At 67.6% G+C, this 24,586-nt stretch carries 21 protein-coding genes and 1 pseudogene; 11 read left to right on the top strand and 11 right to left on the bottom strand.

Annotated elements, in window-relative coordinates:
* The first annotated feature begins 34 nt into the window (after positions 1–34).
* Positions 35–1,561, top strand: a complete 1,527-nt coding sequence (locus tag J1M36_RS07465) for a catalase (RefSeq protein WP_206479071.1) — start codon at positions 35–37, stop codon at positions 1,559–1,561.
* Between the two features lie 270 nt (positions 1,562–1,831).
* Here the strand turns inward: J1M36_RS07465 and J1M36_RS13000 are convergent, their stop codons facing one another.
* Genes J1M36_RS13000 through J1M36_RS07445 form a run of 4 tightly spaced genes read right to left on the bottom strand, consistent with a single transcriptional unit; the run spans position 1,832 to position 5,297 of the window.
* A complete protein-coding gene (locus J1M36_RS13000; protein WP_206478986.1) occupies positions 1,832–2,959 on the bottom strand; it encodes a DUF2334 domain-containing protein in 1,128 nt (375 codons plus the stop codon).
* Positions 2,960–3,009: 50 nt separating this feature from the next.
* On the bottom strand, positions 3,010–3,660 hold the full coding sequence (locus J1M36_RS07455) for a family 16 glycoside hydrolase (RefSeq protein WP_193518936.1): 651 nt from the start codon (positions 3,658–3,660) through the stop codon (positions 3,010–3,012).
* Positions 3,657–4,997 carry a glycosyltransferase family 2 protein gene (locus J1M36_RS07450; RefSeq protein WP_064846680.1) on the bottom strand — a complete coding sequence of 447 codons (1,341 nt, stop codon included), beginning with the start codon at positions 4,995–4,997 and terminating at the stop codon, positions 3,657–3,659. The genes J1M36_RS07455 and J1M36_RS07450 overlap by 4 nt, the downstream gene beginning before the upstream one ends.
* A 3-nt stretch (positions 4,998–5,000) precedes the next feature.
* Positions 5,001–5,297, bottom strand: a complete 297-nt coding sequence (locus J1M36_RS07445; protein WP_064846681.1) for a hypothetical protein — start codon at positions 5,295–5,297, stop codon at positions 5,001–5,003.
* Between the two features lie 313 nt (positions 5,298–5,610).
* On the opposite strand from J1M36_RS07445, the gene J1M36_RS07440 reads away from it, so the two are divergent.
* A complete protein-coding gene (locus J1M36_RS07440) occupies positions 5,611–6,624 on the top strand; it encodes an o-succinylbenzoate synthase (protein ID WP_206478985.1) in 1,014 nt (337 codons plus the stop codon).
* A gap of 60 nt (positions 6,625–6,684) precedes the next feature.
* On the opposite strand, the gene J1M36_RS07435 is transcribed toward J1M36_RS07440, so the two are convergent.
* The 3 genes and pseudogenes from J1M36_RS07435 to J1M36_RS07425 all read right to left on the bottom strand — a co-directional run.
* Positions 6,685–8,001, bottom strand: coding sequence for an MFS transporter (locus J1M36_RS07435; RefSeq protein ID WP_241246960.1), 1,317 nt, complete (start codon positions 7,999–8,001; stop codon positions 6,685–6,687).
* A 43-nt stretch (positions 8,002–8,044) separates the two neighbouring features.
* Positions 8,045–8,590, bottom strand: a complete 546-nt coding sequence (locus J1M36_RS07430) for an iron-sulfur cluster-binding domain-containing protein (protein WP_206478983.1) — start codon at positions 8,588–8,590, stop codon at positions 8,045–8,047.
* Between the two features lie 43 nt (positions 8,591–8,633).
* Positions 8,634–8,929, bottom strand: a pseudogene (locus tag J1M36_RS07425) (IS3 family transposase); the annotation flags it as partial.
* 380 nt (positions 8,930–9,309) lie between these two features.
* On the opposite strand from J1M36_RS07425, the gene J1M36_RS07420 reads away from it, so the two are divergent.
* The 9 genes from J1M36_RS07420 to J1M36_RS07380 all read left to right on the top strand — a co-directional run bounded on the left by J1M36_RS07420 (position 9,310) and on the right by J1M36_RS07380 (position 20,244).
* Entirely contained in the window at positions 9,310–11,535 is a 2,226-nt protein-coding gene (locus J1M36_RS07420; RefSeq protein ID WP_206478982.1) for a PhoX family phosphatase, read from the top strand.
* Positions 11,536–11,778: 243 nt separating this feature from the next.
* A complete protein-coding gene (locus J1M36_RS07415; RefSeq protein ID WP_064846686.1) occupies positions 11,779–13,491 on the top strand; it encodes a nitrite/sulfite reductase in 1,713 nt (570 codons plus the stop codon).
* Entirely contained in the window at positions 13,488–14,294 is an 807-nt protein-coding gene (locus J1M36_RS07410) for a phosphoadenylyl-sulfate reductase (RefSeq protein WP_231885587.1), read from the top strand. The genes J1M36_RS07415 and J1M36_RS07410 overlap by 4 nt, the downstream gene beginning before the upstream one ends.
* Positions 14,291–15,208: a sulfate adenylyltransferase subunit CysD gene (gene cysD, locus J1M36_RS07405; protein ID WP_231885588.1), complete on the top strand. Its 918-nt coding sequence runs from the start codon at positions 14,291–14,293 to the stop codon at positions 15,206–15,208. Before J1M36_RS07410 ends, cysD begins: the two co-directional genes overlap by 4 nt.
* Positions 15,209–15,210: 2 nt before the next feature.
* Complete coding sequence (locus tag J1M36_RS07400) at positions 15,211–16,551, top strand: GTP-binding protein (protein WP_206478981.1); 1,341 nt, start codon at positions 15,211–15,213, stop codon at positions 16,549–16,551.
* Positions 16,552–16,652: 101 nt separating this feature from the next.
* Entirely contained in the window at positions 16,653–18,596 is a 1,944-nt protein-coding gene (menD, locus tag J1M36_RS07395) for a 2-succinyl-5-enolpyruvyl-6-hydroxy-3-cyclohexene-1-carboxylate synthase (RefSeq protein WP_206478980.1), read from the top strand.
* Positions 18,597–18,707: 111 nt separating this feature from the next.
* Positions 18,708–19,454 (top strand): SDR family oxidoreductase, encoded by a 747-nt coding sequence (locus J1M36_RS07390; RefSeq protein ID WP_206478979.1) that lies wholly within the window; start codon positions 18,708–18,710, stop codon positions 19,452–19,454.
* 267 nt (positions 19,455–19,721) lie between these two features.
* Positions 19,722–19,868: a hypothetical protein gene (locus J1M36_RS07385; RefSeq protein ID WP_197493138.1), complete on the top strand. Its 147-nt coding sequence runs from the start codon at positions 19,722–19,724 to the stop codon at positions 19,866–19,868.
* Positions 19,869–19,974: 106 nt separating this feature from the next.
* Positions 19,975–20,244: a hypothetical protein gene (locus tag J1M36_RS07380; protein ID WP_206478978.1), complete on the top strand. Its 270-nt coding sequence runs from the start codon at positions 19,975–19,977 to the stop codon at positions 20,242–20,244.
* 173 nt (positions 20,245–20,417) lie between these two features.
* Here J1M36_RS07380 and J1M36_RS07375 read toward each other — a convergent pair whose 3' ends face one another.
* The 4 genes from J1M36_RS07375 to J1M36_RS07360 all read right to left on the bottom strand — a co-directional run bounded on the left by J1M36_RS07375 (position 20,418) and on the right by J1M36_RS07360 (position 24,561).
* Positions 20,418–21,164, bottom strand: coding sequence for an amino acid ABC transporter ATP-binding protein (locus J1M36_RS07375; protein ID WP_206479070.1), 747 nt, complete (start codon positions 21,162–21,164; stop codon positions 20,418–20,420).
* A gap of 234 nt (positions 21,165–21,398) precedes the next feature.
* On the bottom strand, positions 21,399–22,193 hold the full coding sequence (locus J1M36_RS07370) for an amino acid ABC transporter permease (RefSeq protein ID WP_064846689.1): 795 nt from the start codon (positions 22,191–22,193) through the stop codon (positions 21,399–21,401).
* A 91-nt stretch (positions 22,194–22,284) separates the two neighbouring features.
* Positions 22,285–23,052 (bottom strand): ABC transporter substrate-binding protein, encoded by a 768-nt coding sequence (locus J1M36_RS07365; RefSeq protein WP_064846690.1) that lies wholly within the window; start codon positions 23,050–23,052, stop codon positions 22,285–22,287.
* Positions 23,053–23,136: 84 nt separating this feature from the next.
* Entirely contained in the window at positions 23,137–24,561 is a 1,425-nt protein-coding gene (locus tag J1M36_RS07360; protein ID WP_193518928.1) for an isochorismate synthase MenF, read from the bottom strand.
* Between the last annotated feature and the right edge of the window lie 25 nt (positions 24,562–24,586).

Here is a 24,586-nt window from a genome sequence, read left to right as displayed (position 1 = left end):
AGATGTGTATAAGGGACAGATCAAGGAGTACGCGATGACGGAACCCACCCCGCACGCCACCGGGTCCACGACCCAGGCCGGCATTCCCGCTGTCAGCGACCGCAACTCGCTGACCACGGGCCGCGACGGAGCCATCGTGCTGCACGACCACCACCTGGTGGAGACCCTGCAGCACTTCAACCGGATGAACGTTCCCGAGCGTCGTCCCCACGCCAAGGGCGCGGGCGCGTTCGGCACCCTGGAGATCACCGAGGACGTCTCGCAGTGGACCAAGGCGGACTTCCTGCAGCCGGGCAAGAAGACCGAGATGCTGGCCCGCTTTTCCACCGTGGCCGGCGAGCTGGGCTCCCCGGACACCTGGCGTGACGTCCGTGGCTTCGCCCTGAAGTTCTACACCGAAGAAGGCAACTTCGACCTCGTGGGCAACAACACCCCGGTGTTCTTCGTGCGCGACCCCATGAAGTTCCCGCACTTCATCCGCTCCCAGAAGCGCCTGCCGGACTCCGGCCTGCGTGACGGCACCATGCAGTGGGACTTCTGGACCAACAACCCCGAGTCCGCACACCAGGTCACCTACCTCATGGGTGAGCGCGGTCTGCCCAAGACCTGGCGTCACATGAACGGTTACAGCTCGCACACCTACATGCTGGTCAACGCCGAGGGCGAGAAGTTCTGGGTCAAGTGGGCCTTCATCTCCCAGCAGGGTGTGGAGAACCTCTCCAACGAGGAGGCCGAGCGCCTGGCCGGTGCCGACGGTGACGTCCACCGCCGCGACCTCTTCGACGCCATCAAGAACGGCGAGTTCCCCAAGTGGGACCTGTACTGGCAGATCATGCCGTACGAGGAGGCCAAGACCTACCGCTTCAACCCCTTCGACCTGACCAAGGTCTGGCCCCAGAAGGACTACCCGCGGCACAAGGTCGGCACCATGACCCTGAACCGCAACCCGGAGAACTTCTTCGCGGAGATCGAGCAGGCCGCGTTCTCCCCGGCGAACATGGTTCCCGGCACCGGCAACTCCCCGGACAAGATGCTGCTGGGCCGCAACTTCGCGTACGCGGACGCCCAGCTCTACCGCATCGGCACCAACTTCCAGCAGCTGCCGGTCAACCGCCCGATCAACGAGGTGCACACCTACAACTTCGAGGGCCACATGTGGTACAACCACTCCGGCGCTCGTCGCGTGTACGCCCCGAACTCCTTCGGTGACTCCTGGTCGGACGAGACCGGTCCTGTGGACAACGGCTGGGAGGACGACGGCGCTCTGGTCCGCGAGGCCTACACCTTGCGTCAGGACGACGACGACTTCGGTCAGCCGGGCACCCTGATCCGCGAGGTCTTCAACGACGCGCAGCGCGCGCAGTTCGTGCAGACCGTGGCCGGCGCCCTCGAAGGTGTCGAGGAGCCGGTGCTCTCGAACGCCTTCCAGTACTGGAAGAACGTGGACGAGAACATCGGTCAGCGTATCGAGGAGGCCGTCAAGTCCAACGCCGCCAACCCCGAGGTTCCGGGCATGGGCGTGGACGAGGACCCCACGAGCAACTCCGAGATCAGCGAGTGACGCTCCGAGGGTGAACGGACCCCTGGTGAGTTCGGTGGGCCCGGGCGCGGTGGGATGATCACCGTGCGGGGCTCCCGGCCGCCGAAGGCCGCCCACCCCTGACGTTCACACGCGTGCGAACACCCGGTCAGTGATCCTGGCCGGGTGTTCGCGCGTTCTGGGTCCAGGGTGCCCGCCCGGGGGCGCCGACCCGGACGCTACTTCAGCTCCGTGACCGGTCGGAACTCGTACCCCAGCTTCTTGATGCCGGTGACCGTCTTCTTGAGGTACTCAATGTCCAGGTATGGGTGGAAGAAGAAGCTCGGTGGATTCGCGCACGGTCAGGTTCGCATTGGCCCGTGAGACCAGGAACTCCGGGGTGCGGGCGGCATGGTTGTTCTGCTCGCCCTCGGTGATGTTGCCCAGGTTCTCGGGGTACACCGTTCCGCCGTAGATATCGCTCATCGTGAATGGGAACTGCTGGCTGTAGGACTTACCGGCTTCGGAGGGTTGCCCCGTGAGGATGCCCGCGTAGTAGTCGCCCTGTTCGTAGCGCGCGTCGTACTCCTGGGCCATGGCCACGTACGAGTTCACGGAACCGCCGTAGTGCGGTGTCTCGAAGATCGTGGGCTCACCCAGACCGGCGTGCTCCATCACGGGGCGTCCCGCGTCCAGGCGGTCCTTCCACTCGTCCACGTCGTCCTGGGCCACGCGGCGCAGGTCCTTCGGGTTGGACTCCGGGCCCACGTCCTCCAGGCGCACCGCGGCCTGCTTCACCGCGGGGGCGTCCGAACCCACGAGGTCGTAGAAGAGATCCGTGTAGACCAGGTACACGTCGTTCGCGTCGATGTAGTCCAGGTGCACCTCGGCCAAATAGGTGAGGTTCGCGGAGCGGATGGCCCACGGGGCCTCCGGGGAACCGTTCGGCGTGCACGAGGTGGGCTTACCGCGCTCGGTGCACTGCGACGTCGCCAGGACCTCCACCTTGTCGTTCGTGCCCGTGAACGGGACCACGATCTCAGGGGCACCCTGGGTCTCCCGGTGCACCTTCTCGCCCTGGTACTCGACCGAGGTGACCTTGGAACTGTCCACCGTGGTCGCGGCGCGGGGGTCCCAGCGGTACTTGTCCCGGAACTGGGCGTTCTGCGCGTCGTCGGGACCCGCGAAGGCCTCGATGTTGCGGCCCAACCACATCACGGGCTTGTCGGTGGAGCGGACGTCGTCCAGGAAGGCATGGGGGAGCGGGACGTGGTGGTCTGCGCCGATGTACACCGCGGCGTCGTAGTTCTCGACCATGGCGTCCGTGTAGTCGGCTACCGGCTTGAGTTCGGTCTTCCCGAAGTGTGTGAGCAGGTTGCCCGTGGCGATCGCGTACATGGCGTTGGCGTCCGCGGCGGCACCGGTGTTGTCGTAGAGCACGCCGTGCGCACCCCGCAACCGTCCGCGCCAGCCCGGCGCGGACGATCCCGTCAGCCCTGCCCCATGATCTCGAAATCGTGGAACAGGACCTTGGCGTCCTCCGTGTACAACCCGATCGCGCCCCCTCGGTAGGGAGTCTCCTCGTCCGTGACGGTGGCCAGTTCGGTCCCGTCCACCGTGACCGTCATCCTGGGCCAGTCCTGCGTGATCTCCACCCGGTAGTCCCTGCCCACCGGGAAGGTCCGGTCCCCACCGGACGCGATGAACCGCTGCGCCCCCGTGTAGGCCGGGTCTTGCTTGGAGATCTCCCAGCCGTTGGGTTTGAGCGCCACCGCGTAGAAGTGGTCGTTGTCACGCAGGTTCCACTGCACCCAGCCCACTTCCCACGCATTGGGTTCGTCATTGCGGCGCAGTTGCTCCTCGGTGCGCACCGTGACGGCGAAGTCGGCGTCGTCGTAGTCCTCCACCGTGTGCACGAGCGCCCCGTGGGTCACGATGGCGGCCTCGGCCGTGTGGGGTTCCAGCAGCACCTGCCGGTCGTTGCCCTTCACGGTGCCGTAGCCCGTGTACATGACCTGCCAGCGCCCGTGCACCTCCCCGTCCGCCCACGGCTGCACGCGCCACAGGTTATTCATGACGGCCATCACCGCGAGCACCAGCACGATCGTCGCGACGAGTACGACGACGCCGCGTTTCCTCATGCATGGGCCTCCACCGTGAGCTCCCGGGCCGAGGAGTCCACCTGCTCCTGGTTCTCGACCACGCGTTCCGTCTTGGCCCAGCCGTTGTGGCCGCGCACCGCGCGCCACGCGGCCTTCCAGCCGGCCACGTACCACAGCATGGCGTAGAGCACGTAGAGGTGGACCAGGCCCACGGCCTTGACCGGGTTCAGACCGCTGTGACGTTCCTGCGACCAGTACACCAGCCCGTAGAGCAGCGCGGGTCCGAACGCGATCAGGTAGGACGAGAGCCACCACCCGGAAACCACGGCGTGACCCGTGACGATCCCGACCGCGAGGTCCAGCACCCAGAAGGCGAACGCCAGGGACAGGAAGGACGTAAGCAGCAATAGGAACGGGCTCGTCAGGTGGTACAAGAGATCCGCCCGGCGGCTGCCGGTGAGGTCCCGCAGCACCCACGGCACCAGGTTCCAGGACTGCAGGTGGCCCTGGAACCACCGGGTGCGCTGCTTGACCCAGCGCTTGACGTCCACGAGTCCCTGCTGGTGCACGGACGCGGTGGAGACGAACTCGGTCTGCCACCCGTCCATGAGCAGTCGCACGCCCAAATCCAGGTCCTCGGTGAGGCTGCGCGACCACGGGGACACACCCAGCCCGTCGAGCGCGGAGAGCCGGACGAACTGGCCGTTGCCGCCGAGTCCCACGCTGCCCAGGTGTCGGCGGCCCCGCTGGAACACGTGGGTGTAGAGCACGAACTCGAGGTCCTGCATCCGGGCCAGGAGGTTCTGCTGGCGGTTGTTGATCCGCACGCCGATCTGCACCGCGCCCAGGCGGTTGTCCTTGAACAGGGGCATGACGTCGTCCAGGGCGTGCGGGTCCAGACGTCCGTCCGCGTCCATGACGCACACGACCACGTCAGAATGAGACGTCCCGGCGATCAGATCGCTCGTGCGCAGGTACTGGATGGCGGCGTTGAGCGCCTCGCCCTTCCCCTCGCGGGCGTGGGGCAGGGTGCGCTGGAACAGGTGCACGCGCGGGTCCGGGAACGAGCGCACGATCTCGGCCGTGCCGTCGTCGGAACCGTCGTCGATCACCATGATCTGGAGGTCCGGGTGGTCCAAGCCGACGAGCCGCTCGAGGCTGGGCCGCAGGACGCGTTCCTCGTTGAGGCACGGGATCACGAAGACCACCTTGTGGTGGCCGGGGACGGTGGCGATCTTCACCCTACGGTGCTGCGAGCGCTGCGGTTCGAAGCGGGAGAGCACCAGGATGAACATGCCGTACAGGACGCTCAGGGCCACGAGGACCACGGCGAGCACCAGGATGAGGTCGATACGATGACCGAAGACCAGGATCACGGTTCAGCCCTTCACCTTCAGCGCGTGCCGACCGCGCGCGGGCAGCTCCTGGTACGGCTGGTCCTCGGCGGCGGTCACGGGCGCCATCTCGCGCGGGTGCGCGGCCTGACGGGGCCTGCGCCGGATCTGGTGCCACGTGGTGATGGCGCTCGCGATGGACACCGTGCTGAGGAAGAACAGCAGGTACGCCAGGAACAGCACCATGGCGATCATCAACAGCACGCGGCTGCCGCCCTGCAGGAACGCCTGCAACGTTTCCCCCACGGACGCGATTTCGGACAGCGCAAAGACATGCAACACGAATCCCCCGATTCCCCCTGTGGTGTCGCGATCATCCCCCCGGACTCACGACACCTGTGACCCCTCCAGAATACGTCGGGCACAACCATGCGTTGTGGCACGTAATTGCGACTGCGAACGCTCCGTGGGCCGAACGGCCCACGGGGTGTGGGGTGTCGAGGGAAGACTTCCGGCGCGCAGCGGCATAAAGGTGCGTTTCGCATGTAAACAAATGCATTTACACAAAAAGTTATGGGCTCAAACTCTATGCAGTAACGCCAAACAGGGGACAGTAACCGACGTTTCGATCAAGGCGGACACGTACCCTAGGGCCATGCTCTCTTCGGTGACGCCCATACCCCCACTGTCCGATCTGCTCGATACCGCTCGGGTGGTCTCCCTGCCCATGCGCGTGCGGTTCCGGGGGGTCACCGCCCGGGAAACGGTGGTCTTCCACGGCCCGGCGGGTTGGGGCGAGTTCGGCCCCTTCCCCGAGTACGAGGACGCCGAAGCGGCGTCGTGGTTGCGCGCGGGCATCGAGGTGGCATGGACCGGGTTCCCCGACCCCGTGCGCACCCGGGTGCCCGTCAACGCCACGGTCCCGGCCGTCCCCGCCGAGCGCGTCCCGGAGGTCCTTGCGGGGTACGGCGGCGCGGTGCACGCCGTGAAGATCAAGGTCGCCGAACGCGGACAGAGCCTAGCGGACGACGTCGCTCGCGTCGCCGCCGTGCGCGCCGCCCTCCCGGACGCGCAACTGCGCGTGGACGCGAACATGGGCTGGAGCGAGGAGGACGCCGTACGCGCACTCACCACCCTGAGCGAGTTCGAGCTCGCGTACGCCGAGCAACCCGTGGCCACCGTGCCGGGGCTGGCCGACGTGCGCCGTCGGCTGCGGGACGCGGGGAACAAATTGTTGATCGCCGCGGACGAATCCGTGCGCAAGGCGCAGGACCCGCTGGCCGTGGCTCGGGCCGACGCGGCGGATCTGATCGTGGTCAAGGTCGCACCCCTGGGCGGGGTACGCCGGGCGCTGGAGATCGTGGCGCAGGCCGGGCTGCCCGCCGTCGTCAGCTCCGCGATCGACAGCTCGGTGGGGATCCGGGCGGGCGTGGCACTCGCCGCAGCGTTACCGGAGTTGCCGTACGCGTGCGGGCTCGGGACTCTGTCCCTGATGACCGCGGACGTCACCGCCGAGCCCCTGCGCCCGGTGGACGGCCACCTCCCGGTGCGGGACGTGGCGGTCTCGGAGGATCTGGTGACGGAACACGCGGTCACGGGCCCGCGCCGTGACTGGTGGCTCGAGCGGATTTCCCGCACGTACGAGGTGCTGCGGGGCGGGGACGTTTAGACGGCGGAAGGGGCCGACACTACGCATGGGTAGGATTGGCCCCTTCTCGGCAAGTCCGGTTCAGCGACGGGCAGCCGGAGTGGGCTCCTCGGTGGCGGATTCAACCAAAGGAGTATCGATATGGGGTTTCAAGCGCGAGGCCGCGAAGGCAGCTAGAGCTACCACGACCGCAACCCCGATGTAGAGCTGGGTCGGTGACCAGCCGCCGTCGAGGAGGGTGCCCACCAGAATGGGTGCCAGAATGGCTCCCACCCGGCCAATTCCGAGACCCCATCCGACACCGGTTGCTCGCACCTCCGGCGCATACGTCTGAGGCGCCACGGTGTAGAGTCCCGCAACACAGCCGTTGATGAGCATTCCCACGACAACACCACTCAGGAATGCGAGAGCCGGAATTGATGTAGTAGTAATGAATGCCACCAATAGCACGGCCGCAAGAATAGTGAACACCACGAGCGTGTTGCGCGCGTTACGCCGAATGGTCAGAACACCGTAGATCAGCGAACCGAAGGTTCCACCCATGGTCAGCATCAGGCCCCCCACAATGCCTTGTTGCTCCGTCATCCCGGATTCAACCAAAAGTCTCGGCGTCCACGAATTCGCGAAGTAGAAGCCGAACATGATGACGAAGAACGATACCCATAGCAGGATGGTCGAAACCCGGTACCGGCCACCAAGCAGCTGCGTCACGCTACCCTGTGACGAATTGGTTGTGGTGGGTGCATCCCCCAGGAAAACGTCCCCCTTGAGCCCGATCCGTCGGGCAATTCCAGCCACCTTCTCTTCGGCATTCTTGGGGCGTCGGACACGGTAGTAATCAACTGATTCTGGCAGGATAACCAGGATCAAAACGGCTGCGAACAATGTCACAAGGCCACCGGCAAGGAACACGGAGCGCCATCCGAAAGCGGGAATCAGCTGGGTGGCGCCCATTCCACCCAGTGTGGCACCCACCCCGTAGCCGGCGGTGTAGATACTGATGGCCATGCCGCGATTCTTCAAATTGGAGTACTCGCTGGTGATGACCGTAACCGTTGCGAGGATGCCGCCCACACCCAGCCCGGTGATGACTCGCCATGCGCCCAGCTCAAGGGCGGAGTTCGCCGTGGCGGAAAGGAACAAACCTGCGGCATTGATGCCAACCGCGACCAACAAGATCTTGCGACGTCCGAAGCGATCAGCGAACGGGCCCAGCAAGAGTGACCCAGCAGCCATGCCGATCAGACCGGAACTCAGCAGCCAGCCCAGCTGGGCTCCTGTGAGTTCGAACTCCTTGGAGACGGAGGTCGCGGTGAAGGCCATTGCCAACACGTCGTACCCGTCGAGGGCGTTGAGAAACGCGGCTAGTGCAACAATGACCCATTGATATGCCGACATCTTGGAAATGTCGATCTTACGGCGAATGTCCAAAACATGCCTTTCAGGGAACGTCGATGGTTACGAGGGCTGACTGTGCGGGGTTTCCCGGAGTTGAATCCGGTCGAGTTGCTACTGCGCGGGAGACGCAGCAGCACATTGTGGCGTTCGGGGCCTTCTGGCGGTCGGAATAGAAGACGTCTCGATGATCAACTTCCCCGGAAAGCTCCAGAATCTTCACCTGACAGAGACCACACTCTCCCCGGCGACAATCCGACATGGTGTCCACACCTCCGCGTTCCAGCGCTTCGAGCATCGACTCATCCGAATTCACGGTGGTCCTGAAGTTCAATCGGGGAGTATGGACTTCGAAGGGCTCGGCCTCGTACCATCCACTGTTCCCGAACGTCTCGTACCTCAAATTGGTAGGGTCCAGGCCGTTATCGGACCACGCCCTGCGAACAGCATCCATCAAGCGAATGGGTCCGCACATGTACAGCTCGGTGCCATCGGCAACGTTGCTCACGAGATCAGCGACATCCAGAGTTCTCCCCCGATCATCCAGGTGAACCTCGATACGGTTGCCGTGCAGCGCTTTCAAATCCTCCATGTAGGCATGGGCACTGCTGCACGGTGAGGTGACAGTTCTATTGTCAAGCCGCGAGGTCCACGGCTGGGTTCATGATGGTCTCGCATTCCATCGGGGTCAAACGGTCCAGGCGAACCTGTCGACGGCGCCAGTGGTAGGTCTGTTCGATCCAGGTGATAATCGCGATCCGCAGCTCGTCACGGGTCCGCCAGCGACGGCGATCGAGGACGTTCTTCTGCAGCAACGCGAAGAAAGATTCCCGCGCCGCGTGGCCGCATTGACCAGTGCGTTCACCGCGAGGCGGGCCTTCATACGGGAATCCATGGAGTAGCCCACGATCCGCCCGCAGAACGCGTCCTTACGAACGACGTCTTCGCGGAACTCTCGGGGATATGCAGCGAGCATGGTGCATATCCTTCCAGGCCGCCCGACGGGCAAGCCAGATCAGATGTCACCTCCCCCGTACAGCAGTTCCGATCCATGATGAGGGGCCGAGGTGGCTCGAACTTGCCCCAGCACGTCAACGGGGGTTGAAACCCGCCCCTGTATGCAGCCCGGGACCCAAAGTCGCCACAATGCGGCACGCGGCGCGCGGGGCCCCGAAGGTGGTCCGTGACGGACGCGCAATTAACCCGTCGTTCGCCCGGTGGTTGCGTGGCGATCACGCCGTGATGGTGGGCTGAGCAGCGGAACCACTCGCTGACATGCATCAACGCATGTCCCACCCAGGGAGCCACGCCATGACCCAAGCGCCCGAACGCCGTCGCCTGTTGCCCATGCTGGGCCACGTCAACGGCAAGCGAAGCCCGCTCACGTGTGAACTCAAGTGCGGTAGCCAGTGCATGACCCCGGACGCGAACACATCCGGCAACGAGTACGTGCACGACGTTATCTCCGCAGCCGTCAGCCGCCGTGCCGCCCTGGGTCTGGGGATGGCCGGGGCCGTGACCGTGGGTGTGGTCGCCGCGACCGCCCAGCCGGCCGAGGCCACCTACGCCTACTGGGGTCAGGGCCGTGCCCGCCTGGACTTCACGCCCATCAAGCCCGTGGACATGACCGTGGACGACCTCTCGGTGCCCAAGGGCTACGACTGGTCGCCCATCATCCGCTGGGGTGACCCCCTGTTCTACGACTCCCCGGAGTTCGACCCCAAGAACCAAACCCCCGAAGCGCAAGCCAAGCAGTTCGGGTTCAACTCGGACTATCTGGACATCATCCCGGACCCGAACGGGCTCACGGGCGTGCTGGTGAACAACCACGAGTACACCAACGAGAACACCATGTTCCCGGCGGGCTACGACAAGACCAACCTGACCAACATGGTCAAGACCGCGATCCAGGCGCACGGCATGTCGGTCGTGGAGATCTCCCGCACCAAGGTGGGGGAGCCGTGGACCTATGTGCGCGGTGGCGCTCGCAACCGTCGCATCACGCTGACCACCACGTTCGTGATGGACGGGCCCGCCGCGGGGTCCGATCTGCTCAAGACGCAGGACGACCCCACCGGCAAGCGCGTGCTGGGCACCCAGAACAATTGCTCGGGCGGTGTGACACCGTGGGGCACGGTGCTCTCCGGTGAGGAGAACGTGCACCAGTACTTCATCACCTCCGGCACCGCCGAGGAGAAGCGCTACGGCTTCCCCACGACCATGCCGTCCCGCCGCTGGCCCGAGGTAGAGAAGCGCTTCGACGCCCGGATCGAGGGGTACAAGAACGAGCCCAACCGCTTCGGCTGGATCGTGGAGATCGACCCGCAGAACCCCAACTCCGCGCCCATCAAGCACACCGCGCTGGGCCGCTTCAAGCACGAGGGCGCGAACGTGCGCGTGGGTGACGACGGCACGGTGGTCGCGTACTCCGGTGACGACGAGAAGTTCGAGTACATCTACAAGTTCGTCTCGTCCCGCAAATACCGCAAGGGCGACAAGGCCCACAATATGAAGTTGCTCTCCGAGGGCGACCTCTACGTGGCCCGGCTGCGCGGCAACTCCCAGGCCCCCGAGATCACTGGGACGGGCCAGCTGCCCCGCGACGGCGAGTTCGACGGCACCGGCGAGTGGCTGCCCCTGCTCAAGGGTGGAAAGTCCATGGTCCGCGGCATGTCCGTGGAGGAGGTCCTGGTCTACACCCGCCTCGCCGCGGACAAGGCTGGCGCCACCAAGATGGACCGCCCGGAGGATGTGGAGCCCAACCCCCACACCGGCAAGGTGTACGCGGCGCTGACCAACAACTCCGATCGCGGCAAGCCCGGCAAGGCGGACGTGGACGAGGCCAATCCCCGCACCAGCAACCGTGACGGGTACATCCTGGAACTGACCGAGCGCAATAACCGGCCCCAGGCCACGCGCTTCGACTGGAACCTGTTGCTCGTGTGCGGTGACCCCACCAAGGATTCGGGGACGTACTTCGGCGGGTTCCCCAAGGAGAAGGTCTCCCCGATCTCGTGCCCCGACAACGTGGCCTTCGACAAGGCGGGCAACCTGTGGATCTCCACGGACGGTGCGCCCTCCAAGATCGGCTACAACGACGGTCTGTTCAAGGTGGACCTCCAGGGTGCCAATCGCGGTCGCGTGCAGCAGTTCCTGGCCGTGCCGCAGGACGCGGAGACGTGCGGTCCCGTGATCCACGACACCGAGGGCATGGTCTACGTGGCCGTGCAGCACCCCGGTGAGGACGGCACGTTCGAGCAGCCCCGCTCGTACTTCCCCGACTACGTGCTGCCCACGCGCGCCGGGGCTGGCGAGTTCTCCATGCCGCGCCCCGCGGTGGTCCAGGTCTTCCACAAGAACCGCGAGGACCAGCCCGAGTTCCCCGGTGGCGTGAGCGACAAGCCGGGTAAGGGCCGCAACCAGGACAAGCGCCGCAAGAACGGCAAGAACGGCCCCAAGTACCGCGGGTACCAGGGCAAGAGCAATGCCGAGCTCAAGCGCCGCGCTCGCCAGGCGCCCAAGTCCTTCGAGGGCTGAGCTGGTAGCACCACCGCACGCATGCGCGGGCGGGATCGCGGGGACCGCGGTTCCGCCCGCGTCGTCGTGCCCGGGGACAGCGGGCGACGACGCCGCGGTGCCGGTCGAGCGACGTCGGCCTGTACCCGCGGGTGACCAGGGGGAATGCCGGCTATGTGACGGGTTTGTGACGGTGAATCGCTGCACTGAGGGCTTGCTCGGTACGTTGGAGCGACTTGCCTCCCCCTCACCCAAGGAGCACCCATGACACCCTCCGCCGACACCCAGGACAAGGCACCCGCCGCGGCGTCCGGCCGCGTGCGCGGACCCCGCAAGGGCACCGATCTGGGCCAGTGGAAGGTCAGCGGCCGCACGCCGCTGAACCACAACGAGGAGTTCAAAGCGGAGGAGAACTCGCTCAACGTCCGGCAGCGGATCATCGACACGTACTCCAAGACGGGGTACGCCTCGATCCCCGCGGACGACGTCCACGGGCGGTTCCGCTGGTTGGGCCTGTACACGCAGCGCAAGCAGGGCGTGGACGGTGCGTCGACCTCCAAGCTGGACGCCGAATCGCTCTCGGACGAGTACTTCATGCAGCGCATCCGCCTAGACGGCGGACAGCTGACCACGGAGCAGACGCGCGTGCTGGGTGGCATCTCCCGGGATTTCGCGCGCGGCACCGCGGACGTGTCCGACCGGCAGAACATCCAGCTGCACTGGCTGCGCATCGAGGACGTCCCCGAGATGTGGGAACGCCTGGACTCGGTGGGGCTCACGACCCTCGAGGCGTGCGGTGACACCCCCCGCGTGTTCCTGGGCAGCCCCGTGGCGGGCGTCGAGGCGGATCCGATCATCGATCCCACGTCCGAGCTCGAGGCGCTGCGCACAGAGTTCGTGGGCAACCCGGACTACGTGAACCTGCCGCGCAAGTTCAAGACCGCGATCACCGGCAGCCGCACCCTGGACGTGGTGCACGAGATCAACGACGTCAGCTTCGTGGGGGTCAACCACCCGGAACTCGGTCCCGGTTACGACCTGTGGGTGGGCGGTGCACTGTCCGTGTCCCCGCGGTTGGGGGAGCGCCTGGGTGCTTTCGTGGCGCCGGAGGACGTCGTGCCCGTGTGGGCCGGGGTCACTGCGATCTTCCGCGACTACGGCTACCGCAAGCAGCGCACCAAGGCCCGGTTGAAGTTCCTGCTCGCCGAGTGGGGCCCGGAGAAGTTCCGCCAGGTGCTCCAGGACGAGTACCTGGGTCGCGAGCTGCCGGACGGTCCCGCCCCCGAGCGCGCCGTGGGTCACGCGGATCACGTGGGGGTTCATGAGCAGAACGACGGCAAGAAGTACGTGGGCTTCGCGCTGACGGCGGGTCGCCTGAGCGGTGACGCCCTCGTGGCGCTCGCCGACGCCGCCGAGGCCGCCGGTTCCGGCCGGATCCGGTTGACCCCGCACCAGAAGGTCCTGGTGCTGGACGTGGCCCCGGAGAACGTGGATTCCCTGATCGAGGCGCTGCGCCCGTGGGGGATGCACGCCAAGCCCAGCCCGTTCCGCCGGTCCACGATCGCGTGCACCGGGATCGAGTTCTGCAAGCTCGCGTTCGTGGAGACCAAGGGTCTTGCCGCGCGGGTGATCGACGACATGGAGCAGCGCCTCCAGGATGTGGAGATCCCCACCCCCATTTCCCTGCACATCAACGGGTGCCCCAACTCGTGCGCGCGTATCCAGACCGCGGACATCGGCCTCAAGGGCCAGTACATCGGTGAGGAATACGTGTTCCAGGTGCACCTGGGCGGCGGCCTGGCCTCCCCGGACCGCGAGGAGGGCGGTTTGGGTCGCACCGTGCGCGGGCTGAAGATCACCGCAGATGACCTGTCCGACTACGTGGAGCGTGTCACCCGCACGTTCCTCGACGAGCGCGAGGCCCACCAGAGCTTCGCCGAGTGGGCCCTGAACGCCCAGGAGGATTCACTGAAATGACCAGGACCGACACCGCAGGCAACAGCGGCGCGGCGGACGCGTCGTCGTCCGCTCACACCACGACCATCGAGCAGGACCCCGCGGCCGCTTCCCCCGGACGCACCCGCTCCGTCGAGGAGCTCAAGGCGCTCGTCGAGGAGGCGCAGCAGCGCTTCGGACTGCGGGATGCGGACCCGGACGAGGTGCTCGCGTGGGCCGCCGAGACCTTCGGGAAGAAGCTCGCGGTCGCGTGCTCCATGGCCTCCGACACCGTGGTCCCCGCCCTGGTGAGCAATCACGTCAAGGACGTGGACGTGCTCTTCCTGGAGACGGGCTACCACTTCCCGGAGACCCTCGAGACCCGCGATCGCTTCGCCTCGGACTGGCCAGTGAACGTGCGGACCCTGCTGCCCGAGCTGACCGTGCCCGAGCAGGACGCCAAGTACGGTCCCAAGCTCCACGACCGTGACCCGGGCCTGTGCTGCGGGATGCGCAAGGTCGCGCCGCTGGACAAGGCCCTGGCCGGCTACGAGGCCTGGGTGACCGGGCTGCGGCGCGAGGAGACACCCCACCGCGCGAACGCCGCGCCTGTGGAGTGGGATGAGCACCACCAGATGGTCAAGCTCAACCCTGTGGTGGATTGGAGCTTCGACCACGTGGTCGATTACGCCGAGCAGAACCTCGTGGTGGTCAACCCGTTGCTGGGCCAGGGCTACCCGTCCATCGGGTGTGCACCGTGCACGCGCAAGGTCGCGCCCGGAGAAGACCCCCGCGCCGGTCGTTGGTCCGGTGTGGGCAAGACAGAATGCGGGATCCACCTATGACCACGACCACCTCCGAGTCCGTGACACTCTCCCAGCTGCAGCGTCTCGAGGCCGAGTCCATCCACATCTTCCGCGAGACCGCGTCCGAGGGCGAGCGCCCCGTGCTGTTGTTTTCCGGCGGCAAGGACTCGGTGGTCATGCTTCACCTGGCCGCCAAGGCCTTCTGGCCGGCCCCCATCCCGTTCCCCGTGCTGCACGTGGACACCGGGCACAACTTCCCGGAGGTCCTGGAGTTCCGGGACCGCACCGTGGAGCGGTTGAAGATCCGTCTGGAGGTCGCCAAGGTCCAGGACTACATCGACGACGGCCGCCTGGCTGAGCGCCCGGACGGCACCCGCAACCAGTTGCAGACCGTTCCCCTGCTGGACGCGATCACGGAGGGCAAGCACGACGTCGTCTACGGCGGCGCCCGGCGTGATGAGGAGAAAGCCCGCGCCAAGGAACGCATCATCAGCCTGCGCGATGAGTTCGGCCAGTGGGATCCGCGTAACCAGCGCCCCGAACTGTGGAGCCTGTACAACACGCGCCACCGCCCCGGTGAGCACGTGCGGGTGTTCCCGCTGTCCAACTGGACCGAGTTGGACATCTGGTCCTACATCACCGAGCAGGGCATCGACCTGCCCCCGCTGTACTACGCCCACGAGCGGGACGTGATCAGCCGCGACGGGATGTGGCTCGCCGTGGGTGAGTACGTGAGCCCGCGGGAGAACGAGACCGTGGAGCAGCGCACCGTGCGCTACCGCACCGTGGGTGACATGAGCTGCACGGGTGCCGTGGAGTCCCCGGCCACGACCGCGGAGGAGGTGCTGGCTGAGGTCATGACCAGCACCCTCACCGAACGCGGGGCCACCCGCGCGGACGACCGCGTGTCCGAGGCCGCCATGGAGGACCGCAAACGAGAGGGCTACTTCTAGAGATGAGCACCGAGAACCGAGCAAGCCTGCTGCGGATCGCCACGGCCGGCAGCGTGGACGACGGCAAGTCCACGCTCGTGGGCCGCTTGCTGCACGACACCAAGAACATCCTGGTGGACCAGCTCGACGCGATCGAACGGGTCAGCCAGTCCCGCGGCCTGGACGCCGCGGACCTCGCGCTGCTCACGGACGGGCTGCGGGCCGAACGCGAGCAGGGCATCACGATCGACGTGGCCTACCGCTATTTCGCAACGCCCGCGCGCAGCTTCATCCTCGCGGACTGCCCGGGGCACGTGCAGTACACGCGCAACACCGTCACGGGTGCCTCCACCGCGGACGCGCTGATCGTGCTCGTGGACATCACCCACGGGATCATGGAGCAGACCCGGCGCCACCTGGCTGTCGGGGCCCTGCTGGGGGTGCCGCACCTGATCATCGCGGTCAACAAGATCGACCTGTTGCCCGATGCGGAAGAAGCGTTCCGGGAACTGAGCGGACAGTTGCACGAACTCGCGGACGAACTGGGTGTGCTGGACCTGCGGATCATCCCGGTCTCCGCGCTGCGCGGCGACAACGTGGTCGAGGCCTCCCAGGACACCCCGTGGTACGACGGTCCGTCCCTGCTGAGCTGGCTCGAGAACCTCCCGGACTCGTCCGAGCTCACCCAGGCGGAACGGTTCGCGCTGCCCGTGCAGTGCGTCATCCGCCCGCAGTCCGCCGCACTGTCCCCGGAGTTCGTGGACTACCGCGGCTACGCGGGCCAGATTGCCTCCGGTTCGGTGGCCGTGGGGGACAAGGTCGCCGTGCAACCGGCCGGGCGCACCACCACGGTCGAGCGCATCGACGTGGCCGGGGCTCCCGCCGAGTACGCCGTGGCCGGGCAGTCCGTGACCCTCACGCTCGCAGACCAGATCGACATCACGCGCGGTGACCTGATCGCGGAACCGGCCGGGGCGCCGTCGGGCACCAAGTCGGTGGAGGCCGTGGTGTGCTGGCTCGACGACGAGAAGCCCCTGCGCGAGGGCCAGCGCGTGCTGCTCAAGCACACCACGCGCGTGGTGCGCGGGATCGTGGGCTCGCTCGACGGGCGGCTGAACCTCGAGAGCCTCGCCGCGGAATCGGTGGAGTCGTTCGAGCTCAACGATATCGGCCGGGTGACCGTGCGCGTGGCCGAACCGCTGTTCACCACTGCGTACACGCAGTCGCACGCGCTGGGCTCGTTCCTGCTCATCGACCCACAGTCCGGTCGCACGCAGGCCGCGGGCATGGTGCAGGACAACAGCGTCAACACCCCGGGTGTGCTGGGTAACCTCCGCGCGGACGCGGGGGAGTGGGCCATCTGAGCCGTCCCTGAGTGACCTTTGCGGCCCCGGTCCACGTCGTCGACGACGGCGTGGCACCGGGGCCGCTGTGCGTGTCGGTGCCGGTCGATACGCTCTGGAGCGTGATCAGCCCCAGCCTCGTCTCGGCCACCGCCGTCCTGCGCGCCCTCGCGATGCGCGGGATGGAACACCTCGTGGTGTCCCCGGGGTCGCGTTCCGCGCCGCTGGCATATGCCGCGGCCGCAGCGCAGGCCAGCGGTGCACTGTCGGTACACGTGCGGATCGACGAGCGCGACGCCGCCTTCACCGCCCTCGGCATCGCCCGCTCCACGGGCCTGCCGTGCGCCGTGGTGACCACGAGCGGGACGGCCGTGGGTGAGCTGCTCCCGGCGGTCATGGAGGCCTCCCACGCGGGGGTCCCCCTGGTGGTGCTCAGCGCGGACCGCCCGCCCGAACTGCGCGGGACCGGCGCGAACCAGACCACGCGGCAACCCGGGATGTTCGCCAACTTCGTGCGCGCGGCCGTGGACCTGCTACCCCCGGACGATCCGCAGTTGTCATGGCCGCAGCAGTGCGAGGACGTGGAATCGTTGCTCGATCACATCCTGGCCGCCCTTCCCGGCGATGAGCAGGATCCGCCCGGACCCGTGCACGTGAACGTGGCCCTGCGTGATCCGCTGTACCCCGTGTGCAACGACGACCACCGTCACCTGCGCAGCTGGGCCCGCGACCTCGCGAGTGAGGTGCGGCCCGTGCGTTCCGGGGGTGCCGCGCGGATCCGGGTGCACCCGTGGTCGGTGCTCCTGGAGCCGTTCCTCCCGCCCGCCGAGTCGGTGCGAATCACGGAGTCGGCGCCATGGAACGAGCCCGTGCGTGTGACTTCCGAGGCCGACGGCGCGGATATGCGTTCCAATGCCGCGCGGCGGGTGTCTTCCGACTCTGAGTCTTCGGCGCCCCCGGCACCCTCGGCGACCGCGGGCACCGCACATCCCCTCATCTTTGCCGGCGACGGCGCGGGGCCTACCACCGAGCGTTTCGCGCTGGAGCATTCGTTGCCCCTGCTCGCCGAACCCTCGTCCCAGGCGCGCGCGGGAGAGGCCGCCATCGCGTCCTACGAGAGCGTGCTGGACTCACCCCTCGGTGAGCGCGTGGACTCGGTGATCCTCGTGGGCCGCCCGACCCTGAGTCGCCGTGTCTCGGCGCTACTCAAGCGCCCCGACGTGCGGGTGATCGCCGTGCGACCCGATCCCGCCCCGTGGTTCGAGCACGGCAGGCGCCCCGAGGACGCGGCGGGCTCGTTCGAGGAGGCAGCGAGCGCCGTCGGACCCGCGGAACCCGGGTGGCTCGAGGCGTGGCGCGAGGCGGGAGCCGCCGCCGACGCCGCGGTGCTGCGGTTCGCGGACGACCAACCCTCGCTGACGCGCCTGCACGTAGCGCGGGCAGTGTGGGACGCAGCGTGCGCGGACGGGTCGGTACTCGTGGCGGGGTCCTCCAACATCGTTCGGGACCTGGATCTCGTGGCCCGCGCCCGGGGGCCCTTGGCGGTGATCGCCAACCGCGGGCTCGCGGGGATCGACGGGACCGTGGCCACCGCGCACGGCGTGGGACTGGGGACGGGGCGGCCCGTGCGTGCCGTCATGGGGGACCTGACGTTCCTGCACGACGCCGGGGGACTGCTCCTGGGACCCGGCGAACGCGTTCCGGACCTGCACATAATCGTGGTCAACGACTCCGGCGGCGGGATCTTCCAGACCCTGGAACACGGGGACCTGGGCCGGGACCCGCGTTACACCGCGACCGTGGAGCGCTTCTTCGGAACCCCCCACACGGTGGGGATCGCGGAGCTGTGTGCGGCGTACGGGGTCCAGTACGTGAGCGCGGACACCGCGATCGAACTCGCCGCCGCGCTCGCCGCACCCGTGGCCGGCCGGCGGGTCATCGAGGTCACACTGGACCGGCAGAGCCTGCGGGACTTCAACGTGGCCGCCAGGGACGCCGGTGCGCGAGCGGTGCGGGAGTACCTTGAGGGCGAGCCCTCCGAACGGGAGCATCGCGCGGGGGAGTGAATGCCACTCGGCGCTCACATGCTTTTCACCGTGCGCCGTGCGTACCGTCCCGGGCCGGCCGCGGCCGTATGCGCCGCCCATGGTGTCCGGGGCGCTCGTTAGCATGGCGTCATGACTGAGCAGAGCACTCACACGACCACCGTCCGCACCGCGCTCGTCACGGGCGCCACCCGCGGCATCGGCCGGGCCATCGTGCAGGACCTCGCACGGGACCACATCGTCTTCGTGGGCGGACGTTCCGCCGCCGACGTCCAGCGGGTCCGCGACGAACTCGCCGGGCTGGGTCCGGGGACCCGGGCGTTCACCGCGGACGTGAGCTCGGACGAGGAGGTCGCCGCGGCGTGGGAACCCCTGCGGGACGAGTTCGAGGGGCTCAACGTGCTGGTCCACTCGGCCGGGATCGCACCGCAAGCGCGGGTGGACGAGGCCACGCGGGAGCAGTGGGAGCGGATCTTCGACGTCAACGTGATCTCCGTGGCCCAGCTGACCCGGTTGACCCTGCCCCAGCTGCGCGTGGCCGGCGGTGACGTCGTGGCCATCAACTCGGGCTCGGGGTTCACCTCGGGCCCGTCGGCGGCGCTGTACTCCGGGACCAAGTTCGCCCTGCGCGCCCTGACCGACGCGCTGCGTGAGGAGGAACGCGAGAACGGCGTGCGCGTGAGCTCGGTGCACCCGGGGCGCGTGGCCACGGACATGCAGGAGGAACTGCAGGCGTACATGGGCAACGAGTACCACCCCGAGGACTGGATCCGCCCCGAGCAGATTGCCGCGGCGGTGCGCACGGCAGTGGACGCCACGCGGGATTCTCAGGTCGAAGTGATCTCGGTGCGGCCCTCCGGGATGGTGAACCGGGGCTGACCGCGGTTCATCGCCTCCCGCAGGGGCCGCTCATGACGTCGTGATCGGGTGGGCGCGCTGCATCGGCGCGGGATGCGCGCCCCGAGGGATGCCGGCCGACCCCGCCGGGACCACCGCGAACGCCGGTGAATAGGCGTCCTCCTCATAGGGTGCGTGTTTCACTCACGCCGATTCATGCACAATCCGGGAAAGAGGCACCCCTGGTAAAACCCAGGGGTTGCTCCCGGCGCCATGGGTCACACTCTCGGTCAGGATCGAGGTCGAGTCATGAGCGCCACGTCGGTGCTCAACTCGGGCGCGGTGATCGGCGGCATGCTCGCCTCCAAGCTCGCGGACCGTTCGGGCCCGCAGCGCATCGTGGCCACCACGTTCGTGCTCGCGGCCATCACCCTGGCGCTTATGACCTTCGCGTAACCGCTGCCGGTGCTGTTCATCGTCATCGCGATCGCCGGTGTGGGCACCCTGGGTACCCAGGTGCTGATCTACGGCTTCACGTCCAACGACTACACGACCAACGCACGTGCCGCCGGCGTGGCCTGGGGACTCCGGCTCCGGCCGCCTGGGCGGGATCTTCGGCCCACTCATCGGCGGGTGGCGCCTGGCCGCCAACCTGGGAGGTGCCACCGCGTTCTACATCTTCGGTGCCGTGGCCCTGTTCGGTGCGCTCGTGACCATCCTCGTGCCGCGTCAGCGCACGGTGGAACAGGCCAAGGCCAAGGCCGAGGAGATCCTCGAGACCCAGGACATCCCGGGGTCCGCCACCGACATCCCTGTCACGGATCGCGTCTGATCCACCGATCCGGTCGGGCACCCGCTCGGCACCCGTGTTCCACCACGACGGCGCTGCTGTTCTTCCCGAACAGCGGCGGCGTCGTCGTGTGCTTCCACGCGGCGTCGAGCGCCCTGCCCATTGCTGCGGGATCACGGGGGCGGGGCCCCGTTTCATGGGAGTCGGCGGGCGGATTACTCCGGGGTGTCCACCGTGGTGGGGTTGAGGACCCGGGAGAGGAACGTGCGGGTGCGCTCGTGCTGGGGTGAGCCGATGACCTCGCGGGCGGGGCCCTGTTCCACGACCACGCCGCCGTCCATGAACACCACGCGGTCGGCGACGTCGCGTGCGAAGGACATCTCGTGGGTCACCACGAGCATGGTCATCCCGTCATCCGCGAGTTGGCGCATGATCGCGAGGACGTCGCCCACGGTCTCGGGATCGAGAGCGGAGGTGGGCTCGTCGAACAACATCAGATCGGGGTCCATGGACAGCGCCCGGGCGATCGCCACGCGCTGCTGCTGACCGCCGGAGAGCTGGGTGGGCCGCTGGCCGGCCTTGGCCTCCAGACCCACGCGTTCCAGGTTCGCCAGGGCGATGCGCTTGGCCTCCTCCCTGGAGCGCTTGAGCACCTTGACCTGAGACACCGTGCAGTTCTCGAGCACGCTCAGGTGGGGGAACAGGTTGAACTGCTGGAACACCATGCCCACGCGGCGGCGCATGGCGTCCACGTCCAGATCCGGGTCCGTGACCGTGAACCCGCCCACGGAAATGGTCCCGGACTGCGGGGACTCCAGGAGGTTGAGGCAGCGCAACAGGGTGGACTTGCCGGAACCGGAGGGCCCGATCAGACACACGACCTCGCCCGTGGCCACGTCCAGATCGATCCCGCGCAGCACCTCGAGGTCCCCGTAGGACTTGTGCAGCTCGCGCACGTGCACCGCGGCGGAACCGGAGTGGCCCCGGTCGGACGCGGCAGCGGCGTCGTCGGAGGACGCGCGAGATACACCCGGGGACCGGGCAGCGGAACGGCCCGGACCGGTCGCGGCAGAGCTGGGACCTGCAGTAGAGGCGGCGTCGTGCTGGGAACCCCGGGCGGGATCCGACCCGGGGGTCGCCGACGGGTCGGAGGATGCGGGATCGGGGGAGGCTGCGGAAGTGGACACTGGGAGCTCCTAGGACTTCTTGACCCGGTCGGTCTTGGTTTCGAAGTGGCGGGACAGAAGCCCCAGCGGCACGGTGATGATCAGGTAGCAGATGCCGGCCACGACGAGCGGGGTCAGCCCGGCGCCGGCGTCGGAGATGCCTTCGCGGCCGAACTTGGTGAGTTCGTACTGCTGCACGCCCATGCCCAGCAGATAGACCAGGGAGGAGTCCTTGGTCAGCAGGATGACCTCGTTGGTCAGCGGCGGCAGGACGATGCGCAGGGCCTGGGGGATCACGATCGTGACCATGGCGCGGGTGTGGGACATGCCCAGGGAGCGGGCAGCCTCGTACTGCCCCGGGGGCACGGCCTGCAGACCTGCGCGGAGGGACTCGGCGATGTACGCGGCGGCGACCACGCCGAGCGCGATCATCACGGTCACGTAGTGGTTGAAGCGGAAGCCGAAGGCCAGGGGGATGCCGTAGCCCAGGGCCAGGAACACGAGCAGCGCGGGCACGCCGCGGAAGAACTCAATGTAGAGGGTCGCGATCCACCGGTAGGGCGCCACGGAGGAGAGCTTCATGAGCGCGAGGACCACACCCAGGGTCAGGCCCACCACGAAGCCCAGGACCGTGTAGATCAGGGTGTTCTTCAGCGCCACGGTGATGATCCCGGGGAACTGGTTCAGTGCGACCTCGGGGTTGAACACGCGCTGGTAGAGCACGTTCCAGTCCGCGAGGAACACGAGTGCTACCAGTACGACGACGAGTACGGCGTACTGGATGCCCCGCGACAGCTTGGCGCGCTGCCGGGTGGTCATGGCCATGGATGTCTCCCTGTCCGTGGGTTGCCCACATATGCGTGCCGGGCGGTGTCACACCGCCCGGCACGGATGTCCTGCTCTCGGGGAGTGGAGCCTACAGGCCCATCCACTCCTTCTTCATCTTGTCCATGGTGCCGTCGCTCGTGATGCGGTCCAGGGTCTTGTTCACGGAGTCGAGGATCTCGGTGTTGCCCTTCTTCACGGCCACGCCCAGGTTCTCGTTGGTGTCCACGGTCTGCACGACCTCGAGGTCCGGGTTGTCCTTCGCGCGCTTGGACAGCGTGGAGATGTTCCCGGACACGGCCTGCACGCCACCGGACTCGAGGGACTGGAACATGAGCTCCACGTCCTCGAACTGCTGGGTCTTCAGGTGCTTGTCCTTGGCGAACTGCTCACCGGAGGTGGCCTGCTGTACGCCCACGGTCTTGTCCCCCACGGAGTCGAAGTCGCGGATCCCGGAATCCTTGGTGGTCAGCAGGGCGATCTGATCGTTGAAGTACGGCTTGGAGAAGTCCACGGACTGCTTGCGGGCGTCCGTGATGGTGATCCCGGAAATGGCGGCATCGCACTGGTCGGTGTCCAGCGCCGCTCCGGACTCGAGGGTCTCGAAGTTCGCCTGCACCACGTTCTTCTCCCGGCCCAGGTCCTTGGCGATCTCGTCCCCCAGAGACATGTCGAAGCCCACGATCTTGCCGTCCTTCTCGAACTCGAACGGCGGGTACGGAGAGTTGGTGCACACGGTGAACGTGTCGGAGCCACCGGCCTGGGAGCCGCCCCCGGAGGTCGATTCACAACCGGTCAGTGCCAAGCCTGCGGCGGAGAGGACGGCGAGCGCGGGAACGAGTCGGCGCAGGGTTGACATGTGTGCTCCTCGGGGAGATGTGGGGTTCCGGGTGAAACTCGTGGCGATTTTACTACGGGGTGCCCGGATCGGCCCGGAATCCCTTTACTCCCGGTCCCACCGTGCGGGCAGGGACTCGAGCATGGGGCGCAGTTTCGCCCAGGTCTCGGCGAGCTCGGCGCGCGGATCGGATTCGGCCACGATCCCGCAGCCGGCGCTCACGCGCGCCCGGTGCGCGTCCAGCTGCACGGCGCCGCGCAGGGCGATGCCCCACTCGCCGTTACCCGCGCCGTCGAGCCAGCCCACAGGGCCGGCGTAGAGCCCACGGTCCATGCGTTCGAGGTCCTCGATCACGGCCCCGGCGGTCTCGGTGGGCGTCCCGCACACCGCGGCGGTCGGGTGGACGGCCTCCGCGAGTTCGAGGGCCGAGGGCAGGGTCCCGTCCACGCCCGCACGCAATTGCGCGGTGACGTCCGACGCGAGATGCCACACGTTCGGCAGCGCCAGGATGAAGGGGTGCTCGCCGCCGGAGACCTCATCCGCGTACGGGGACAGCCCCGTGATCAGAGAGTCCACGGCGAAGCGGTGTTCGCGCTGTTGCTTCTCGGACCCGCCCAGCTCGGTACCGGCGAAGTCCTCGGGGTTGGCGCCGTCCGGCAGGTCCTGGCGGTCCAGGGTCCCGGCGAGCACACGGGCCGTGGCGGTGCCGCGATGCACCCGGATGAGCATCTCGGGGGTCGCGCCGAGCAACCGGCCCGCACCCTCCCCGTCGTCCGGGCCCTCCTGCTCGGAGCCTTCCTGCTCCGGGCCCAGGCGCACGCAGTACGTCCAGCACGTGGCGAAGCGTTCGCTCAACCGCCCCAGCACCGCACCGAGTTCGATGGGCCGCCCGGTGTCCACGACCACGTCCCGCGCGAGCACGAGCTTGTCGAGCTCCCCCGCGCGGATCATCCCCACGCCGTCCGCGACGGCCTCCATCCAGCGCTGTTCGTCCAGGGTCCCGGGCACGGCCGTGGGGTACGACGACGCCGCTGCGTCCGGTTCCTCAGGCCGCGCCACCGCGGGTGCGGCGCGCACGAGGCGACGCCACGCGGCGTCGACGTCCTCGACCGTGGGTTCGGACGGTCCGGTGGAGATCAGGGTGAGCCACGCGCCGTGGGCGTCGGTGCCGATCACGAGCTCGGGGACCATGAGCCCGGAGTCCACCGTGGAGGACGGCGCGAACGCGAACGCCCCGAAGGCCAGCAAACCGGTGCCGGGGTGCTGCACGAAGTCATGCACGGTCGCGTCCTGGCGAAGCTCGTCCCACCACACGCGCGCGGAGGTGAATCGGGTCCCGCCCCGCACGCGGTAGGCCGCCACGCGACCGAGGCCGACGATTCCCTTGCCGCGCATGATCCACGTGGCCGGGTCCGCGCTGCCTAGCAACCGCCGGACGTCTGGGTTGCGGGCGAACTCCGCGGCCGCGGGAACCTCGGACAGGGGAAGGGTGAGCGCACTCAGGCGGGGTGCGGGGAACTCGGGTGTCATCGTCCTCAAGCATAGGACGCGCGCG

The sequence above is a fragment of the Kocuria sp. KRD140 genome, from assembly GCF_017168375.1.
GTDB classification, from domain to species: domain Bacteria; phylum Actinomycetota; class Actinomycetes; order Actinomycetales; family Micrococcaceae; genus Kocuria; species Kocuria marina.
Note: the sequence above shows the minus strand (reverse complement) of the source record. Positions and strands in the feature narration are given on the sequence as shown.

Coding starts and splice junctions, on each gene's coding strand:
- J1M36_RS07440 (WP_206478985.1), top strand. CDS start 5,611: ATGCTCTCTTCGGTGACGCCCATACCCCCACTGTCCGATCTGCTCGAT.
- cysD (WP_231885588.1), top strand. CDS start 14,291: ATGACCACGACCACCTCCGAGTCCGTGACACTCTCCCAGCTGCAGCGT.
- J1M36_RS07400 (WP_206478981.1), top strand. CDS start 15,211: ATGAGCACCGAGAACCGAGCAAGCCTGCTGCGGATCGCCACGGCCGGC.
- J1M36_RS07410 (WP_231885587.1), top strand. CDS start 13,488: ATGACCAGGACCGACACCGCAGGCAACAGCGGCGCGGCGGACGCGTCG.
- J1M36_RS07385 (WP_197493138.1), top strand. CDS start 19,722: ATGAGCGCCACGTCGGTGCTCAACTCGGGCGCGGTGATCGGCGGCATG.
- J1M36_RS07390 (WP_206478979.1), top strand. CDS start 18,708: ATGACTGAGCAGAGCACTCACACGACCACCGTCCGCACCGCGCTCGTC.
- J1M36_RS07455 (WP_193518936.1), bottom strand. CDS start 3,660: ATGAGGAAACGCGGCGTCGTCGTACTCGTCGCGACGATCGTGCTGGTG.
- J1M36_RS07360 (WP_193518928.1), bottom strand. CDS start 24,561: ATGACACCCGAGTTCCCCGCACCCCGCCTGAGTGCGCTCACCCTTCCC.
- J1M36_RS07415 (WP_064846686.1), top strand. CDS start 11,779: ATGACACCCTCCGCCGACACCCAGGACAAGGCACCCGCCGCGGCGTCC.
- J1M36_RS07370 (WP_064846689.1), bottom strand. CDS start 22,193: ATGGCCATGACCACCCGGCAGCGCGCCAAGCTGTCGCGGGGCATCCAG.
- J1M36_RS07365 (WP_064846690.1), bottom strand. CDS start 23,052: ATGTCAACCCTGCGCCGACTCGTTCCCGCGCTCGCCGTCCTCTCCGCC.
- J1M36_RS07465 (WP_206479071.1), top strand. CDS start 35: ATGACGGAACCCACCCCGCACGCCACCGGGTCCACGACCCAGGCCGGC.
- J1M36_RS07420 (WP_206478982.1), top strand. CDS start 9,310: ATGACCCAAGCGCCCGAACGCCGTCGCCTGTTGCCCATGCTGGGCCAC.
- J1M36_RS07430 (WP_206478983.1), bottom strand. CDS start 8,590: ATGGAGGATTTGAAAGCGCTGCACGGCAACCGTATCGAGGTTCACCTG.
- J1M36_RS07435 (WP_241246960.1), bottom strand. CDS start 8,001: ATGTCGGCATATCAATGGGTCATTGTTGCACTAGCCGCGTTTCTCAAC.